This window comes from Sphingomonas sp. CFBP 13720 (assembly GCF_014842075.1).
In the GTDB taxonomy this organism is placed as follows: Bacteria; Pseudomonadota; Alphaproteobacteria; order Sphingomonadales; family Sphingomonadaceae; genus Sphingomonas.
The window spans coordinates 117222-134850 of record NZ_JACYVA010000009.1; the positions used below are offsets into that span (position 1 = coordinate 117222).

At 60.9% G+C, this 17629-nt stretch carries 10 protein-coding genes and 2 pseudogenes; 6 read left to right on the forward strand and 6 right to left on the reverse strand.

Annotation, left to right across the window (positions count from 1 at the left end; genetic code table 11):
• Positions 1-4: 4 nt before the first annotated feature.
• Positions 5-727, reverse strand: a pseudogene (locus IFT55_RS15615) (IS6 family transposase).
• Between the two features lie 179 nt (positions 728-906).
• On the opposite strand from IFT55_RS15615, the gene IFT55_RS15620 reads away from it, so the two are divergent.
• Positions 907-3954, forward strand: a complete 3048-nt coding sequence (locus tag IFT55_RS15620; protein WP_192093276.1) for a TonB-dependent receptor domain-containing protein — start codon at positions 907-909, stop codon at positions 3952-3954.
• A 191-nt stretch (positions 3955-4145) separates the two neighbouring features.
• Here the strand turns inward: IFT55_RS15620 and IFT55_RS15625 are convergent, their stop codons facing one another.
• A complete protein-coding gene (locus IFT55_RS15625) occupies positions 4146-4868 on the reverse strand; it encodes a UTRA domain-containing protein (protein WP_192093277.1) in 723 nt (240 codons plus the stop codon).
• Positions 4861-6216: a formimidoylglutamate deiminase gene (locus tag IFT55_RS15630; RefSeq protein ID WP_192093278.1), complete on the reverse strand. Its 1356-nt coding sequence runs from the start codon at positions 6214-6216 to the stop codon at positions 4861-4863. Before IFT55_RS15630 ends, IFT55_RS15625 begins: the two co-directional genes overlap by 8 nt.
• 78 nt (positions 6217-6294) lie before the next feature.
• Here IFT55_RS15630 and hutI point away from each other — a divergent pair, with 78 nt between their 5' ends.
• Genes hutI through IFT55_RS15655 form a run of 5 tightly spaced genes read left to right on the forward strand, consistent with a single transcriptional unit; the run spans position 6295 to position 12028 of the window.
• A complete protein-coding gene (gene hutI, locus IFT55_RS15635) occupies positions 6295-7503 on the forward strand; it encodes an imidazolonepropionase (RefSeq protein ID WP_192093293.1) in 1209 nt (402 codons plus the stop codon).
• A complete protein-coding gene (gene hutH, locus IFT55_RS15640; protein ID WP_192093279.1) occupies positions 7493-9031 on the forward strand; it encodes a histidine ammonia-lyase in 1539 nt (512 codons plus the stop codon). The genes hutI and hutH overlap by 11 nt, the downstream gene beginning before the upstream one ends.
• Positions 9028-9840 carry an N-formylglutamate deformylase gene (gene hutG / locus IFT55_RS15645; protein WP_192093280.1) on the forward strand — a complete coding sequence of 271 codons (813 nt, stop codon included), beginning with the start codon at positions 9028-9030 and terminating at the stop codon, positions 9838-9840. Before hutH ends, hutG begins: the two co-directional genes overlap by 4 nt.
• On the forward strand, positions 9840-11507 hold the full coding sequence (gene hutU / locus IFT55_RS15650; RefSeq protein ID WP_192093294.1) for a urocanate hydratase: 1668 nt from the start codon (positions 9840-9842) through the stop codon (positions 11505-11507). Before hutG ends, hutU begins: the two co-directional genes overlap by 1 nt.
• Positions 11504-12028: a HutD family protein gene (locus tag IFT55_RS15655; protein WP_192093281.1), complete on the forward strand. Its 525-nt coding sequence runs from the start codon at positions 11504-11506 to the stop codon at positions 12026-12028. Before hutU ends, IFT55_RS15655 begins: the two co-directional genes overlap by 4 nt.
• A 54-nt stretch (positions 12029-12082) precedes the next feature.
• On the opposite strand, the gene IFT55_RS15660 is transcribed toward IFT55_RS15655, so the two are convergent.
• From IFT55_RS15660 to IFT55_RS17805, 3 genes and pseudogenes are all read right to left on the reverse strand, one after another.
• On the reverse strand, positions 12083-14698 hold the full coding sequence (locus IFT55_RS15660) for a M14 family metallopeptidase (RefSeq protein ID WP_192093282.1): 2616 nt from the start codon (positions 14696-14698) through the stop codon (positions 12083-12085).
• A gap of 26 nt (positions 14699-14724) precedes the next feature.
• Positions 14725-17073: a TonB-dependent receptor gene (locus tag IFT55_RS15665; protein WP_192093283.1), complete on the reverse strand. Its 2349-nt coding sequence runs from the start codon at positions 17071-17073 to the stop codon at positions 14725-14727.
• A gap of 216 nt (positions 17074-17289) precedes the next feature.
• A pseudogene (locus IFT55_RS17805) lies at positions 17290-17499 on the reverse strand (DDE-type integrase/transposase/recombinase); the annotation flags it as partial.
• Between the last annotated feature and the right edge of the window lie 130 nt (positions 17500-17629).

Here is a 17629-nt window from a genome sequence, read left to right on the forward strand (position 1 = left end):
GGGGCTAGCTCGCAATGAGCTGCCACTCTGCCAGGGCGGCAGAGCGGCGTTCCCTGTAGGTCTGGCGATCGACGAGATGGCGCTCGAGGTTGAAGTGATTGTGCACGTTGGCATGTACCGAAGCGAACTTCTGTAACGAGCTCATTCGCCTGAACCGAAGCATGGCCCGCTCCCTTCTTCGGAACGGCAGGTGGCTGTTCTCCACCCGATTGTTCGCCCAGCGGCCGATTTCCTGCTTCTCGGTATTACCCAGTTCCTTCATCGCGGCCCGGTATGAGCGCAGGCCGTCGGTCGTAATTGCCTCGGGCAAACCATGGCGCTTCATAGCCTTCTTCATGAAGGTAGGCGCTGCGTCCTTGTCGCGTGTCTTCGTGATGTAGCTCTCGAGGATCTCACCCTCGTGGTCGACGGCATGCCAGAGGTAGACCATCTGACCGTTGAGCTTCACTTACATCTCGTCGAGGTGCCAGCGCCAGTGACGGAAGCCGCGCATCCGCGACATGCGCTGACGCCGGATGTCCCCTGCGAACATCGGACCAAACCTGTTCCACCACATCCGCACCGTCTCATGGCAGATGTCGATGCCACGCTCGAACAGCAGGTCCTCGACATTCCGCAGCGACAGCGGGAAGCGCACGTACATCATGACAACCAGCCGGATCACCTCAGGTGACGAGTTGAACCGGCGGAACGGGCTGGGCGGCTTGGCTCGTGATCGTCGGTTCATGGCTGTGCGTTATCGCACGTCGAACAGTCCTGCCACGTTAGTCTGGCAGAGCCCCTCGTGGCATTTATGTGACACCCGAGCGTTTAGTAGGCAGAGCCTACATTTCCCACTTGCCGCATTTAGATAAAAATACTCGTATATGGAGAAGCCATAGGCGGCTGGAAAAACGGGGAAATCTTGTGAAACTGCCACATTTGTATGTGGCCACGGCTCTGGCGCCGCTGGCTATCGCTATTGCTTTGCCTGCGTCCGCGCAGACGACCGCCACCGATACGCAGACGAGCCCGGCGCCCGATCCGACCCAGGTCCCGAGCGACGCACAGAACCCACAGTCGCCGAACTCCGACGATAACACCACGTCGGCAGGCGGCGACATCGTCGTCACCGGTTCGCGCATCCGCCGCGACGAATTTTCGGTAGCGGAGCCAATCACCGTAATTGGTCGCGACGAGATCACGCAGGCTGGTTTTGCCAGCGTCGGTGATGCGCTGCAAAGCAACGCGGTGGCGCAGGGAGCGTCGCAGATCAACAGCGCGTACGGCGGCTTCGTGACCGACGGCGGGACCGGCGCCAACACGCTCGGGCTGCGCGGCCTCGGACCCAACCGTACGCTGATCCTGCTGAACGGCCGGCGGCTCGCGCCAGGCGGTACCCGCGGCTCGCTCTTGGCTGCCGATCTCAACGTTCTGCCCAACGCCATCGTCGAGCGTATCGAGGTTCTGAAGGCAGGTGCGTCGTCAGTCTACGGTTCCGACGCCGTCGCCGGCGTGGTGAACATCATCACCGACCGGAAGCTGAACGGGCTACAGCTCAATTTTCAGGTCAACGTCCCCGAAGTCGGTGCGGGCATCGACCGCCGCGCCAGCGCCAGCTTCGGCTTCAATAACGACCGCCTCAGCGTCATCGGATCGGCCGAATATCGCAAGCGCGATGTCCTCTCCCGCAATGACGTGCCGTTTTTCGGTTGCCCGATCGGTGGTTTCCTGGACGGCGAAGGCTCGGCGTTCGGTTCGGGTGACAACTTCTCGCCGGATGATCCCCGCGCGTGCTTCACGCTCGACAATGGTGGCGTAACGATCAACACGCTCGGCCTGCCTACGCGCGACGCGATCGGGCGGACCAGCGGTGTCGTCGGCCGGTTCAACCGGTTCGTGCCCGCACCGGGCGTGACCACGGGACCGTTTCCCGGCTATCTCGGCGTCGGTAACTACGACCGTGACACGTTCGATCCGCGGCAGGAAGAAGAGCCGCTTATCAGCGCGACGGAAATCTACACCGGCTATCTCGCGGCCACCTACAAGCTGCAGATGCTCGGCGACGCCGAAGTCTACGGCGAGCTTCTCGCGACCCGCCGTAAATCGTCCGCGCCGCTCTACCGCCAGCTTTCGCTCGATTATCTCCAGGGCAGCCCGCTGCTCCCCGAGGCGATTCGCAACGGGTTGTTCGCCAATCCGACGGTGACGTCGAGTGGCCGCAATATCGCCGCGCGTGCCTTCATCGGCTATGGCCTGACGACGGCTGATCAGAAAGTGGACTATGTCCGTGCATCGGGCGGCATTCGCGGCGACTTCTTCTTCCCGGACTGGCGCTATGACGCCTATGTCGGCAAGTCGTTCAACGACGGGACCTATGGATCCGAATCGTTCCTGACCGACCGGCTTGCGAATTCGCTGAACGTCGTCGCAAACGGCAACGGCACGTTCAGCTGCGCGAGCGCCGCCGCCAACCCGACATGCGTCGTCGCTCCGTTCCTGACGGCAGCTGTGATCGGCGGCGAACTTCCGACCGCGTTCCGCAACTACATCGTCCAGAACACGATCGGGCAGACCCGTTTCCGCGAGACGACCTATGCGTTCAACATCGACGGTCCGCTGGTCCACCTGCCGGCCGGCGACGTCCAGGTCGCCTTGGGTGTCGAACATCGCCGGCAGAGCATCGACGATCAGCCCGACCTGAACTCGGTGAACGGTAACCTGTTCGGCCTGACAGCTGCGACGCCGACGGTCGGCAAGGATAACGTCAAGGAAGGCTTCGGCGAAATCTACGTGCCGATCTTCGAAGACCAGCCGTTCTTCTATCGCCTCAACCTCACCGGCTCGGCCCGCTACACCGACTATGCCTCCTACGGATCGGACGTGACGTACAAGGTTGCGGGTGAATGGGAACCGTTCCGTGGGATCGGCATCCGTGGCAGCTATGGCACGTCCTACCGTGCGCCGGCGCTGGCCGAGCAGTTCCTTGGCGCTACCAGCGGCTTCCTCGGCGCCAACAGCGATCCGTGCAGCGCCTTGCCCGTGGCGGGCGAACAATCTCCCAACCAGCAGATCATCGCGCGCAACTGCGCGTCGATCGGCCTGCCGGCGGACTTCGAGCAGCGCAGCGGCATCACGTCGTTCCGAGTGGGCGGTGCCGAAGCCGGGCTGAGCGCAGAAACGTCGACCAACTGGACGATCGGTGCGGTGGTACGTCCGCGTCTGCCGGAAGCGATCGGTCAGTTGTCACTGTCGCTCGACTATTTCGACGTCAAAGTCGACAATGGCGTCTCGGATCTTAGCGGAACGACTATTCTCCAGCGCTGCTATGGCAATGCGAACTTCAACGCGACTGAAGGCTTCTGTCGCTTCGTCCAGCGCGACACCAATCAGGCGTTGACGGTGACGAGCAGCTTCGTCAATTTGTCGGAGAACATCGTCAAGGGCTTCGAGTTCAACGGGCGTTACGCTCGCGAACTCCTCGGCGGACGGTTTATCCTGAACGCTAACGTCACCAAATATACCGAACAGTCCACCCGTCTCTTCCCCGAAGAATTCTTGACGGATTCGAACGGCATCATCACATCCCCAGACTGGGTCGGCAACTTCGACGCAACGTTCAACATCGAGCCGGTCACGATCCGCTATGGTCTGGACTGGACGGACGGCGATCGTAATCGGACATACGATTATTTCGCGTTCGACAATCTGACCGGAATCAGCGATCCGGAACTGGTCCAAAGCTACCGCGACAGTTATTACCTGGAAGCAAGCAACTACTTCCTCCACTCCCTGTCGGTGCAATTCAACGTGCAGAAGCAGTACCAGTTCACGTTGGGCGTCCGCAACCTGCTCGACACCAAGCCACCGAGGATCAGTGCGGTCGGGTTCACGACCGTTGGGAACGCCCCGCTCTACTCCGGATATGATTATGTCGGGCGTCAATTCTTCGCCAACGCGAACATCAAATTTTGATGATATGGAAGGCCCCGAGCAATCGGGGCCTTCTGATTAAAGTAACATCGAACTCACTTACGCCGAGCCGTTAAGGTCAACGGAGGTTAATCTTGGTGTCGACCGTGCGGTCGCGATCAGCGCGTAGGATGGACAAACGATTAAATCACTCGCCAACAGCACAAATCTAACAGTTCTGAATCCGTTAGTGCTTACCCGTCCGGGTTCATTCCGGCAAAGCGCGCTACCAAGGAGAATCCCGATGCAGGGAAAACCTGTCGAACCGACGTAATTGGAACACCTGCCCGCCAAGTATGGCGTTCCAGCATGAGGCAGGCGCTGTCCACACCGATGTTCAGAAGGTCGCCGTCCGCTTCCGCCAGTCGGGCGCCGATACGGTTCTCTGCCTCAGTCCAAGGAACGTTAGACAGTAGCCAGCTTCCTGGAGGAACGATGCCAAAATCCACGTCCTCGGCAGCCGGAACTTCTGACAGGTTGATTGAGCGACGCTCAGTTGCGAATGGGCGGTTGTCGGCTAGATGTCGACAGGACAGCCGTAGCAACCGTGTTCCTAGTTCAAAAGGCGGTTCAGCGCTGCTCGTCAGTTCGTGGACGTGACGTTCGATAAGTTCAAGCGTGTAGATCGCTCCGTTTTTCTGAATCTCTGCGCGGATGTCAGGTATTGCCAGAGCGGCCATATCAACATGCTGCGGTGCAACGAATGACCCGGCTCGGCGGCGGCGCTGGATCAAGCCTGCACCTGCGAGTGACGACAGCGCTTTGCTCACTGTCATGCGTGAGCAGGAATATTCTACCATCAACTCGTGTTCGAAGGGGATGCGGTCTCCAGGTTTCCATTCGCCGGACAATATGCGCCGTTCGACGTCGCTCCGAATGCGGCTGTGCAACGAAGTAGCTTGGCCGAAGTCAACCATCCTTCATCAGCTGCTTCATAGCGTCTCCATACCGGGTTTCGACCACGTGCCTAGCGCGGTGCCGCCCACCTTCTACTACAAGTGTCCCGCGCCGCCACACGCAGTCGATGCTTCCGCGTGCAAAAATCCATGCGTCGAGCAATGCGTCGCCTGACCGTCCGACAACCTCTGGCAAGGCCACATTCAACGATAGCAAATCGGCTGGTCGTCCTACGCAGATCGTGCTTGGGCCTGTCCCTAGTGCGTTCGCTCCGCCATTAAGTGCGCCGTCGAACAGGGTCCGGCCGGTCGAGCTATGTGGTCGCGCCATCACGTTACGCGCTTGGTGCGTCAGGCGCTGACCATATTCCAGCAGTCGCAACTCTTCCGCGACGTCGATCCGCACGTTCGAATCCGAACCGATACCGAAGGTGCCGCCTTCGGCCATGAAGGCGGCAGCAGGAAAGACGCCATCGCCCAGATTGGCCTCGGTAATTGGGCAAAGCCCTACGGTCGCGCCAGAGCGCGCTATCTGCGATCGTTCCGTCGCGTCAACATGGGTTGCATGGACGAGGCACCAACGTGGACCAACATCGGCATGAGCAAATAGCCATTCCACGGGGCGCTGGCCGCTCCAAGCGATGCAGTCGCGTACTTCCTGTTGCTGTTCGGCGATGTGGATGTGGATCGGGGCAGCGGGACGCATCTCCATCAGTAGCGACAAGTGTTCCGCTCCCACGGCACGCAGGCTGTGCGGAGCGATGCCTACGATCGCGTCGGGCAAGTCGGCGACCGCCGCCTCGCTGTCTTCCAGCAGGCGCAAGTAGCTGTCGGGCGTCGATACAAACCTGCGTTGAAGCGGGCTTGGTAATACCCCACCAAAGCCACTTGCAGCATAGAACACCGGCAACAGCGTTAGCCCAATGCCGGTTGCCGCGGCTGCCGCTACAATGCCGCGCGCCATAGCTGCCGGGGCGGCGTGAGCTGCGCCATCGCGTTGATGATGGACGTAATGGAACTCCCCGACACGGGTAAAGCCGGCTTCCAGCATTTCGACATAGGCCAGCGCGGCGATGGCGGCCAAGCTGTCCGGGTCCACACGGGCAGCGAAGCGGTACATCCATTCGCGCCACGTCCAAAAGCTGTCGGCATCCGGCCCCCGCCGTTCGGTTAGCCCCGCCATTGCCCGCTGAAACGCATGGCTGTGCAGGTTCGGCATTCCCGGCATGCCGACGCCGTACCGGCGTGCGCTGTCCGGCGCGACATTAACCTGTACGTCCGCGATTAGCCCATCCGATCCGATCGCGACCGCGACACGTTCGGCCCACCCTTCCGGCAGCAGTGCGTGTTCGAACCAGATGCTCTGCATATTGTGCCTCCCGAATTGTCTTGCCCTACCTCAAATGTATAGACATAAAAAGGTCGAACTGTTCAGGAATTCATTGTGATCCAATGTGACCATGTCTGGTTGGACGCCCGTCTCGCGACCATGGCGGGGGAGGGCATCGGCATCGTCGATGACGGTATGGTCGCGTGTACAGACGGCCGGATCGTGTATGCCGGTCCGGCCGCCGAAGCGCCGCTGCTTAGCGCAAGTACAACGACCCGTTGTACCGGACGCTGGATCACGCCGGGGATTGTCGATTGCCACACGCATCTGGTCTACGCTGGCAACCGGGCTGGTGAGTTCGAGGCCCGGCTGGCCGGCGCGACCTATGAGGACATCGCCCGGGCCGGCGGCGGCATTGCTTCGACCGTTTCGGCGACCCGCGCAGCCGACGCCCATGAGCTGCTCGCCGAGAGCCTGCCGCGGCTCGACGCTCTGCTAGCGCACGGTGTTACGACAGTAGAAATTAAGTCAGGCTATGGACTGTCGCTTGAGCATGAAGCAAAAATGCTGCGCGTTGCTGGTGCGTTGGCAAACGTGCGCAACGTCCGCGTCCGTCGGACCTTTCTCGGCGCGCATGCCGTGCCGGCCGAATGGCGGCATAATCCGGACGGCTACGTTACCCACATTGTCGACTGCATGTTGCCCACCATTGCGGCAGAAGGACTTGCCGATGCCGTGGATGCGTTCTGCGAAGGGATCGGCTTCAGTCCGGCGCAGGTCGAGCTCGTGTTCGCCGCTGCTGCACGCGCTGGCCTACCGATAAAGTTGCATGCCGAACAATTGTCAAATCTCCACGGCGCTACGCTGGCGGCACGCATGGGGGCGTTGTCGGCGGATCATCTGGAACATGCGGATGAGGAAGCGGTAGCGGCCATGGCGCAAGCGGGTACTGTGGCTGTGCTGCTACCAGGCGCGTTCTACTTCACGCGCGAAGATCGTTTGCCGCCGGTCGGGCTACTGCGCTCGGCGGGCGTTCCCATCGCGGTTGCTACCGACTGCAATCCCGGCACCTCGCCACTGGTATCACCCCTGCTGGCGATGAACATGGCCGCCACGCTGTTTCGCCTTACGGTTGCCGAGTGCCTGATGGGCACGACCCGGGTTGCGGCAAACGCTTTGGGTATCGGGGATAAGATCGGAACGCTCGAAGCCGGCAAGGCGTGCGACCTTGCCATATGGGACGTCGGGTCCCCGGCCGAACTTGTCTACGGCATCGGCAGCAACCCACTCCACGCTCGCATTTTTGGAGGAATCAATGTCGGTTGAAATCACGCCGGGCACCATGGCGTTAGCACAGTGGCGCGCCATTTACTTTGGGGAGGCGGCGTATCTCGACACCGCTTGCCTGCCTGCAGTCCAAGCTGCCGCAGCAGTGATTGCCCGCATCGTAGGACAGGACGCGGCCGTGTACGGCGTGAATACCGGCTTCGGAAAGCTGGCGTCGGTCCGCATTGCACCCAGCGATCTTGTCCAGCTGCAACGTAACATCGTGCTAAGCCACGCCGCCGGCATCGGCAAGCCGATGTCGGCCCCGGTCGCGCGTCTAATGATGGCATTGAAGATCGCCAGCCTTGGTCGTGGCGCGTCCGGCATCCGGGAGGAAACGCTACTCCTGCTGGACGCGATGCTGCGACAAGACCTGATCCCGTTAGTGCCTGAACAAGGTTCCGTCGGCGCATCGGGTGATCTGGCTCCGCTCGCCCACATGACGGCAGCGATGATAGGCGTCGGCCACATCCTCGATACCGACGGCGTCCCACAGCCGGCGGACGATATGTTGCGCCAGGCGGGATTATCTCCGGTGATTTTGGTTGCTAAGGAAGGATTGGCGCTGCTGAACGGAACTCAGTTCTCCACGGCACAAGCGTTGGCGGGATTGTTCGAAGCCGAGCGGGTGTTCGCCGCCTCTCTGGTCGCAGGTGCTCTGTCGGTGGAAGCGGCGCGCGGTTCCGACACTCCCTTCGACCCGCGCATTCATGCTTTGCGGGGGCATCGGGGCCAGGCAGAGGTTGCAGGTGCATTAGGCGCGCTGGTGCGAGGCTCAGCAATCCGTGAGTCGCATCGTACGGACGACCCGCGAGTGCAGGATCCGTACTGCCTGCGCTGCCAGCCACAGGTGATGGGAGCCGTCCTTGATCTACTACGGCAGGCGGGTACGACGCTGGGCATTGAGGCAAATGCCGTGTCGGACAACCCACTGATCGTCACCAACGACGAAGTGCTCTCGGGCGGAAATTTTCACGCCGAGCCGGTCGCCTTCGCCGCCGACATGATTGCGATGGCAATCTGCGAGATCGGCTCGATCTCGGAGCGGCGCACCGCGATGCTCGTAGATCCAGCACTGTCGGGGTTGCCCGCTTTCCTCACGCCGCGTCCTGGGCTCAACTCCGGCTTCATGATCCCGCAAGTGACCGCGGCGGCGTTAGTCTCGGAGAACAGGCAGCGCGCGATGCCGGCCAGCGTGGACTCAATTCCTACGTCCGCCAATCAGGAAGATCACGTCTCGATGGCGGCGCATGGTGCCCGGAGACTGATGCCGATGGCAGCGAACGCGGCCGGAGTAGTCGCAATTGAAACGTTAGCAGCAGCCCAAGGTTGCGATTTCCTCGCACCGCTTTGCTCGAGCGCGGCGCTTGAGGCGGTTCGTGCGGCGGTGCGCGAGCAGGTACCGACGCTGGATGACGATCGCTATTTCCATCCCGATATAGAGGCAGCGCTGGCATTGGTACAAAGCGGCGTTCTTGAAACGGTCGTGGTCGCATCCGGCATAGCCCTGCCAGGCGTAGCGGCATGAACGGCTGGTTGTCCGTCCAGCGTGGCGAAGCACCGCTCATCATCGCGATTCCTCATGCCGGGACGATGCTGCCCGACGAACTCTTAGGGCGCTTTGTTTCGCCATGGCAGGCACGCAAGGACGCAGACTGGTGGGTCGACAAGTTTTACGCCTTTGCGACCGGACTCGGCGCGACGATCGTGGCAACTGCCGTCTCCCGTTCGGTAATCGACGTCAATCGCGACCCCGGTGGCGTATCATTGTACCCAGGACAGGCCACAACCGAACTGTGCCCTACGACTGATTTCGACGGCAATTTGCTATACCATGACGGCCAGGCGCCGGACCCGAGCGAAGTGGCAGAGCGGCGAGCGCGATACTTCGATCCTTATCATGCGGCGCTTGTTGAAGAACTTTATCGGCTGCGCTCTGCTCATAATCGCGTCGTCCTCTACGATGCCCATTCGATCCGCAGTCATGTACCTCGCCTGTTCGCAGGCTCGCTGCCCGTTTTCAACATCGGTACAAACAATGGTGAGACCTGCGCTGCGGAACTCGAGGCTGCGGTGGTGGCGGCGTGTGCCGCGAGTGGCTCGCCTAACGTGTTAAACGGACGCTTCCGTGGTGGGTGGACTACGCGCCATTACGGCCAGCCGGAAACGGGCATTCACGCCGTGCAGATGGAACTGGCCATGCGCAGCTACCTGATTGAACCGGCGACATTCACACCGAAGACTTGGCCCGCCCCACTGGAGAGGACTCGCACGGCCGAGACCGTACGTACTCTCTCTTCCGTTCTCAACGCCTGCATCGACTGGACCTGCGCATGATCCAACGCCTCGACAACAGCCGTACTATTCGCGCCAACCATGGCACCGCTCTGACTGCGAAAAGCTGGTTGACGGAAGCACCGCTGCGCATGTTGATGAACAACCTCGACCCCGACGTCGCTGAACGGCCGGAAGAACTCGTAGTCTATGGTGGCATCGGCCGCGCGGCGCGCGACTGGCCCGCATATGACCGGATCGTCGAAACATTGGAACGGCTGGAGGACGACCAGACACTGCTGGTGCAGTCCGGCAAGCCGGTCGGCGTGTTCCGCACACACGCCGATGCACCCCGAGTGCTGCTCGCCAACTCAAACCTGGTACCGCACTGGGCGACATGGGAAAAGTTTCACGAGCTCGATCGCGCGGGACTGATGATGTACGGTCAGATGACAGCGGGCAGCTGGATTTACATCGGCAGCCAAGGGATCGTGCAGGGCACCTACGAAACGTTCGTTGAAATGGGCCGGCGTCATTACGGCGGCGTTCTGTCGGGGCGTTGGATCCTGACTGCGGGCTTGGGCGGCATGGGGGGCGCCCAGCCGCTTGCTGCGGTGATGGCCGGCGCTTCCTGCCTTGCGATAGAATGCCAGCCGTCGAGAATCGAAATGCGATTGCGCACCGGCTATCTCGACCGTAGCGCTGCTACGCTGGACGAAGCGATGGCAATGCTGGACGAGGCCAAAGCTGCGGGCAAGCCGGTGTCGATCGGCCTGCTTGGTAACGCCGCCGATCTGGTACCGGAGATGCACGCACGGGGTATCCGACCCGATTGCGTGACGGACCAGACGTCCGCCCACGACCCGATCAATGGCTATCTGCCGCGGGGCTGGACCTTGGAGCAGTGGCAAAGCACGCGTGAGAAGGATCCTGCCGCGGTCGAACGTGCGGCGCGCACATCGATGGCGACGCATGTCCGCGCAATGGTCGCATATTGGAACGATGGTGTGCCGACCGTCGACTATGGTAACAACATTCGGCAGATGGCGCTTGAAGAGGGGGTTGCCGACGCCTTCAGCTTCCCCGGGTTCGTTCCTGCTTATATCCGTCCGCTGTTCTGCCGCGGCGTCGGCCCGTTCCGTTGGGTCGCGCTGTCCGGCGATCCCGAAGACATCTATCGGACCGACGCGAAGGTGAAGGAGCTGTTACCTGATGACGCGCATCTCCACCGCTGGCTCGATATGGCGCGCGACCGTATCCAGTTTCAGGGCCTGCCGGCACGGATCTGCTGGGTAGGACTGGGTGAGCGCCATCGATTAGGACTGGCGTTCAACGAGATGGTTGCCAATGGCGAATTGAAGGCACCGATCGTAATCGGGCGCGACCACTTGGATTCGGGTTCGGTCGCTTCACCCAACCGCGAAACCGAAGCTATGCAGGACGGATCCGATGCGGTCAGTGACTGGCCGTTACTGAACGCCTTGCTCAATACCGCCAGCGGTGCGACCTGGGTATCGCTGCACCATGGCGGCGGCGTCGGCATCGGCTTTTCGCAGCATTCGGGTATGGTAATCGTCGCCGACGGCACGCCAGCGGCCGCGCGTCGGCTGGAACGTGTCCTGTGGAACGACCCGGCCACGGGGGTGATGCGCCATGCTGATGCTGGCTATGATATCGCGATGGATTGCGCACGTGCCAAGGGGCTAGACCTGCCGGGAATCATTGGGTGATTGTACGCCTTCTGCCGGCGGCGGCTCGCGTCGCCGTCCCTTGGCGCAACGGAGGCGGGGTCACACGCGAAGTCGCCGCCGATTGTACTTGCATGTTCGGCTGGCGGGTCAGCATAGCGGATCTTGAAGGCCACGCCTGCTTCTCTGCGTTTCCCGGCATCGAGCGCAGTTTCGTGCTGGCGCATGGCGGTCCGGTCCAGCTGACGATTGACGGCGCGCTGCGTGTCCTAGCAGCCGGTGACATAGCGCGCTTCCCCGGCGAGGCGGAGGTCCTGCAACATGCACCCGCAACTGCAAGCGCGATCAACGTGATGACACGGCGCGGCGTGTATACTCACCGCACAACGGTGCGCGATGCCCCATTTAGCGCTGCTGCCGATTTGCTAATGCCGTTGGGCAACGATGTCGGTTATGCGGGATCGGTGCTGACGGCCGGCGACGCGCTGCTCGGCGGGAGGGATCCAATCCTGCTCACCGGCACCGGTGCAGTCTTGCTCGTGCACTTCCAAGCTATGGCCTGACCGGACCCGGTCAGCCATGCGGGCAGGACACACAGGGCGTCCTGCCCGTGCTGATCACCGGGCTTCGGGATACAGTAGATTGAAGACAAGCTTGTACGTCCCGTGGCTTTGTCCGCGCCACTGCGGGCGGAAGCCGTATAGATAAATCCGGCCCTTGCCGTACTCCACCTCGACCGCCGCAGCCTTGCCCTGAATTGCTTCGGGATGAAGCAGCACGCCCGAGCGCAGGGGATTGCCCTGCGACGCATAGGAGGCAAGCACCTTGCCAGCAAAGCCAGGCTTCGGCTCGAACGCCGGCCCGCGCTCAAACATCACGATCGGATCGGCCGGCATACCCACAGTCGCCCGCGTGTCCGGCGCGAGTTGCACCGCAAGCAGCGCGCCTGAGCAGAAGAATTTGTCGCTGCCGATATCCTTCAGCACGTTGGTGACCGGAAGGTCGAACAACTCGATCGCAGCGTCTGACGCGTTGTTAAACGCAACCAGCGTGCCCCCATCGCGAACAAAGGCGCGCAGCGCTTCGGCGCCTTGCAGACCGATGCCACCCGCGTACTTCGCCGGTACTTCTTCGGGGGAAAGTCCGTCGACTAGCGTGGCGATCGGACCTTTAAACGTACTGTGCGGCTTCGTTGCCACCGGCGCGGTGCCACCAGGCCTTGAGCGCGCCGGGCTGCTCATGTCCGGCAGGACAATCGTATCGTACCGCCGCGACAGGCCGCCGCGCCGGACATCAGTGTTGTAAAGGCTAGTGGGTGCAAAGCGGTATTGCTCGAAAAGCCAGCGGGTCCAGCCCTCGTCCATGTTAGAGCCCCACGGACGGTACAGTCCGACGCGACCCTTTTTGATCGGCATACCAGCGCCTGCGGTTGCTGCGGCGGTCACTGGCAGCGCATTGTCAGCAGCGATTACTTCCATCTTTGCCCGCGACAGGCCGGACAACGCGATGACCGGTTCCGGTGCGGCACCTTCGCCAAGCGACGCCGTTGCAAAGCTAGCACGGCCCCGTTGTGCGAGTGCCTCGTTCAGCGCGCGATAGCTCGCGTTCATGCGCCGGGGCATCAGAAAGACATCGCCTGAACCGGTAACGGCCCCGGCCGGTGCTGCCGCTGCCGTCACCCGCGTCATCGCTGCAACCGCTACCGCATCAATCGGTCGTGTCACGCGTTCCACGCGTACGCCCATCTGCATCGGCAACGTCCAGCCGGTCACGTCATATGGTAGGTCGACCGGCTTTCCGCTGCCGTCCATGATCGCGTCTGGATATTTTTGTGGTTCCAATAACTCGCTCGTCAGGCCAGCGAACGGCTGGTCGGTGCGTACGACCCAAGATCCTGCGGGATACGGCTTGTCGCCCAGCGTCGCCGCTGTCGATAACCTATGCACGTCCAAGCCGTGCGAAAGAAACAGTTGCGCCAACGCCGCTGCCTCCCCCGGGTCGCGCTGGTCCGCCGGTATCACATAGGCGGCCAGTTTTTCCTCGGCATAGCGTTTGATTGTGTCGCGACCCGCCTGCCAGCGGTTGAACAGCAACGTCTCCCGGTATTTCTGCGCCGTATCTAGTACGGACATCGACGCGGTCATCATGTAGTCGACGGAGTCACGAAGGTGCCATTCCCCGCCTTTCCAAGGGTTGGGGTACATGATCTGCGCCTTCAGGTCGCGCATGTTGGCCGGGAAATCTTCTACTTTCGACGTCATTGGCGTGGCACTGTCATGCGCGGTTTCGGTGAAGAACGAAATCGTATTACGGAACACGTGGATATAGTCGAGGAAGCCAGGGAACCAGTTGTCGAACCGAGCCTGTGCAATCGCCCCAGGCTTCTGCTCTTTTTCGAACCGGGTCATCATGTTAGTGCCGATAGCGTTCGTCCATATCCGCATATACGGACTGATATTCGAGGATACCGGATCGGCAAACGGCGGCACCCAGATGCGCGCGGGGAATGGCGACACCTGGTGCTGCGAATACCAGATAACCGGCGAATAGTGCTGTTCGGCAGCGTTGACCGCCTGTGTTTCGGTCATGTTCAGCATATAGCCGTCGCGATTGTTATCGTGACCGACATAGTCTTGGTACAGCCATGGCATCCGGCTCGTCTCAAACTTGGTGCCCAGGTTCTGGCGATACCAGTCGACTACCATCGTTTGTCCGTCCGGGTTCAACGTCGGCCATAGCACCAACACCACGTCCGCGAGAATGGCATCAACCTCGGCATCGTTCGTGGCCGACACGAGTTTGTGGGCAAGCGCAATCGGCAACTGGTGGTCAGCGACCTCACCGGCGTGCATGCCGCCGTCGATGTGCACGATAATTTTCGATGTTGCCGCCAACGCCTTTGCTTGTGTTTCCGTTAGCGACCGCGGATCGCCGAGGCGGCGATGGTCCGCCGCGATCTGCTCAAAGCTACGCACATTTTCAGCCGACGAGATGACGGCGTAGGTTAGCGTCCTGCCCTGTGTCGTCTTACCTGCTTCGAACAATCGGATCCGGTCGGACGACTTGGCGAGTGCGCGCAGGTAGCGCACCGAGTCGTCATAATTCGCAAGGTAGCGGTCCTCGCCCACATCGTGCCCCAGCACCGCGCGGGGCGTTGGCACATCCTGCGCCACGGCTGATCCTGCCGCAATTAAGGCCGTACCCATCAGCAGCGCGCAAACGGTGTTGTGCATAGCGTTCCTCCTGTGGTTCAGCATCGTCAGAACCGACGCCTGATGTTGATGCCGATCGTCCGCGGTGCGGCGGCGGTTGCAGAAAAGGAATTTGGCGTGGAGCCGTTCGATGCGCGATTAATTGCGTAGGCATTGAATAGGTTGTTCACGAACAGGTACACGCCAGTATCGCTGTCAGTGAGTTCGGCACCAATCCGCAGGTTAGCCAGCGCATATTCGTCTACTTTGACGCGATAAATGTTATCTGGCCGGAATTCCGAATAGAATGAACCGACGTAATTGACGTCGCCGCGCGCGAACAGGTCGATCCCTTGAGCCACCGGCCGAGTATATTCCGCCGAGATCGCGCCGCTCCAGTCCGGAATGTCGGGAATTCGGTCACCGATACGGCCGGCGCCGTTCACTACGTCGCTGACCTGATTCTCGGTGAGTTTGGCACTGACGTGGTTGGCCGACACCGTGACGAGTAGGCCGCGCGCCGGACGAATGAACGCTTCGATCTCAGCGCCACGAACGCGTGCCGCGCCAGCGTTTGCCAAAAAGCTGAACGCGCCGTTGGTGGTGCGTCCGCGCACCTGAATATTGTCCCAGTCGATCTGATACGCGGCGAGGTTTAACGTTAGCAGGCGACCAAACAGATCCAGCTTGCTTCCGATTTCGTAATTCCACAGTTTGTCGGATTGATACGGCGTCAGTTCGGCCGGGAGGCCGATCACTTGGTTCGCGCCGCCGGGACGGAAACCCTGCGATGCGCTGCCGTAGAGCAAGATGTTGCTTGTCGGCTCCCAAGAAGCGTTAAATTTTAGCAGCGTGCCGTTCTCCGACGTGTCCACCGTGGAGGGGGAGCGAACCGGCGCACCGATCAGCGTCCAACCGATATCGGTAAAACCAGTCACACTTTTTTTGTAATCGAAGTAACGTATGCCGGCCGTAAGACCAATCGTGGGGGTCGGATGATAAGTCGCCTCACCGAAACCCGCGAACTGTTTCAGCCGGTCAACGATCTCGCGACGATAAAACAGTTGGACCGGAAAGATGATTTCGCCCGTGGCGCGATCGGCGCGTGCATCGGATGATGTCACACGATTGTCGCGATCTTGGAAGAAGCCACCTACTGTCCAGTCGATGACGTTGGTACCGCTGGACGACAGCCGTACTTCGCTGGTCAGATCTTTGGTAGTGCCGGGATAATAGATTGCGGCCGGGCTGAGGCCGTCGAGATAGGCGTAGAAGTCGTTTAGCTGGGTCGGTGAGCAAGCAGCATTTGCGCTCCCGTTGACGGCGCTCGCGCACCGGCCCGGCGTGCGAAAGGTACCGATATAGTAGCTATCGTCGGCAGCGTAGGCGGAAGTTCGCTGTTGATATGCCAGAATTGAGGTAAGGGTGGCCCCTCCCAGATCGGTGGTGCCGGTCAGGCTGTAGAGTTGCGAAGTGTCTTTGTAAGGCAACAGTACCTGCGCTGCTGATACATACTGACCAAGCTGCGGGTTGAAGGAATAGGAGTTGGCATCCGTTTCCTCATACATCGCTACCGCATCGATCGTCGAACTGTCCGCAAGCGACCACCGCAACGACAGTCGACCGCCGGTGGCGTTGTAGTCGTTCACGTCGTCGCGGCCCAGAAACCGGTTGTCGATCCAGCCGTCGGACTCACGTTGATATAGTACGAGGCGCGCGGCCAGCTTGTCGCTGACAACGGGTACGTTGACCATACCATTGACGAAATAGCCCAAGCCGCCGCCCGCGACATCGGAAGCGGTCGCTTCGACGTTCCCTTCGAACTCATCGGACGGCTTGTTAAAAATTACGCGGATTGCGCCGCCCATTGAACTGGAGCCGTACAACGTGCCTTGCGGTCCTCGTAGCACTTCAATGCGCTCGATGTCGAACAGCGAGAAGTCGGCGGTACGGCCCGCCGCGTCGCTGGAGACGCCCACCGATCCGGTGACGGGAACGTCGTCATAATAGGTGCCGACGGTCGGTTCGCCCGGTGCCTGTACACCGCGCAACGATACGCGGCGAGAACCAGGACCGTTATCCTGAATACGCAGGGACGGCACGAACTTGGCGTAGTCCGCAATGTTGGTGACGCCCGCGTCTGTAAGCGTGTCACCAGTCAGCGCAGTAATTGCCAGCGGCGTTTGCTGGATCGTCGTATTTCGGCGTGTTGCAGTGACTATGATGTCGTCGCCGGCCTGCGCATCTTCCTGCGAAGATGCTGCTGAGTTGCCTAGGGCCGCGCTACCAGTGCTGTCGCCGGCCGGGGTCGTTTGCGCTAGCGCCGGCAGCGACGTTCCGGCCAACAGGGCCAGCAGAATAAACGGAAGGGTGCGGCGCGTGGGCACAAACCCACGACCGGAGACGATCGTGCTCATTAGGTTTCCCCTGTCTCGACGGTGGCCGTTACGCTGTTGCGTTGCCCGGCCGACGGTGCATGTCGTGACTCCGCTCCCTGTCCAGATGGTACGTCTAAGCGTTATGTATATACAAGACCAATTGTTGCATCTTTTTTACTATTTTTGATATCTGCGGTCTCGAAGCGCGTAATCAATGCCGGATTGTGTTTGCGCCTGGTCGTTCGGAACGATTGTCGCAGCACGGTAGGAACGCAGGCCGTTGGTGGTGATCGCCTCGGGCGAACCATGACGCTTGAACGCCTTCTTCATGAAGGCGGGCGCTGCATCCTTGTCGCGGGTTTTGGTAATGTAGCTCTCGAGGACCTCGCCCGCGTGGTCGACGGCACGTCACAGGTAGACCATCTGGCCATTGAGGTTCACGTACATCTCGTCGAGGTGCCAGCGCTACTGACGAAAGGGTACTGTCAAACTAACCAAAATCTGGTTCGTTTGACGTCTTCGCGGGTTCTTAGAGCGGTTTTCGATCAGTCTGCATCATATCCGCATGCGGCGAAGTAGTTGGCGCATTCCTGTG

What these genes read in the sequence shown, in the direction of transcription:
- IFT55_RS15625 (WP_192093277.1), bottom strand. Translation starts at nt 4,868, where the DNA reads ATGGTTGACTTCGGCCAAGCTACTTCGTTGCACAGCCGCATTCGGAGC.
- IFT55_RS15630 (WP_192093278.1), bottom strand. Translation starts at nt 6,216, where the DNA reads ATGCAGAGCATCTGGTTCGAACACGCACTGCTGCCGGAAGGGTGGGCC.
- hutH (WP_192093279.1), top strand. Translation starts at nt 7,493, where the DNA reads ATGTCGGTTGAAATCACGCCGGGCACCATGGCGTTAGCACAGTGGCGC.
- hutG (WP_192093280.1), top strand. Translation starts at nt 9,028, where the DNA reads ATGAACGGCTGGTTGTCCGTCCAGCGTGGCGAAGCACCGCTCATCATC.
- IFT55_RS15660 (WP_192093282.1), bottom strand. Translation starts at nt 14,698, where the DNA reads ATGCACAACACCGTTTGCGCGCTGCTGATGGGTACGGCCTTAATTGCG.
- IFT55_RS15665 (WP_192093283.1), bottom strand. Translation starts at nt 17,073, where the DNA reads ATGAGCACGATCGTCTCCGGTCGTGGGTTTGTGCCCACGCGCCGCACC.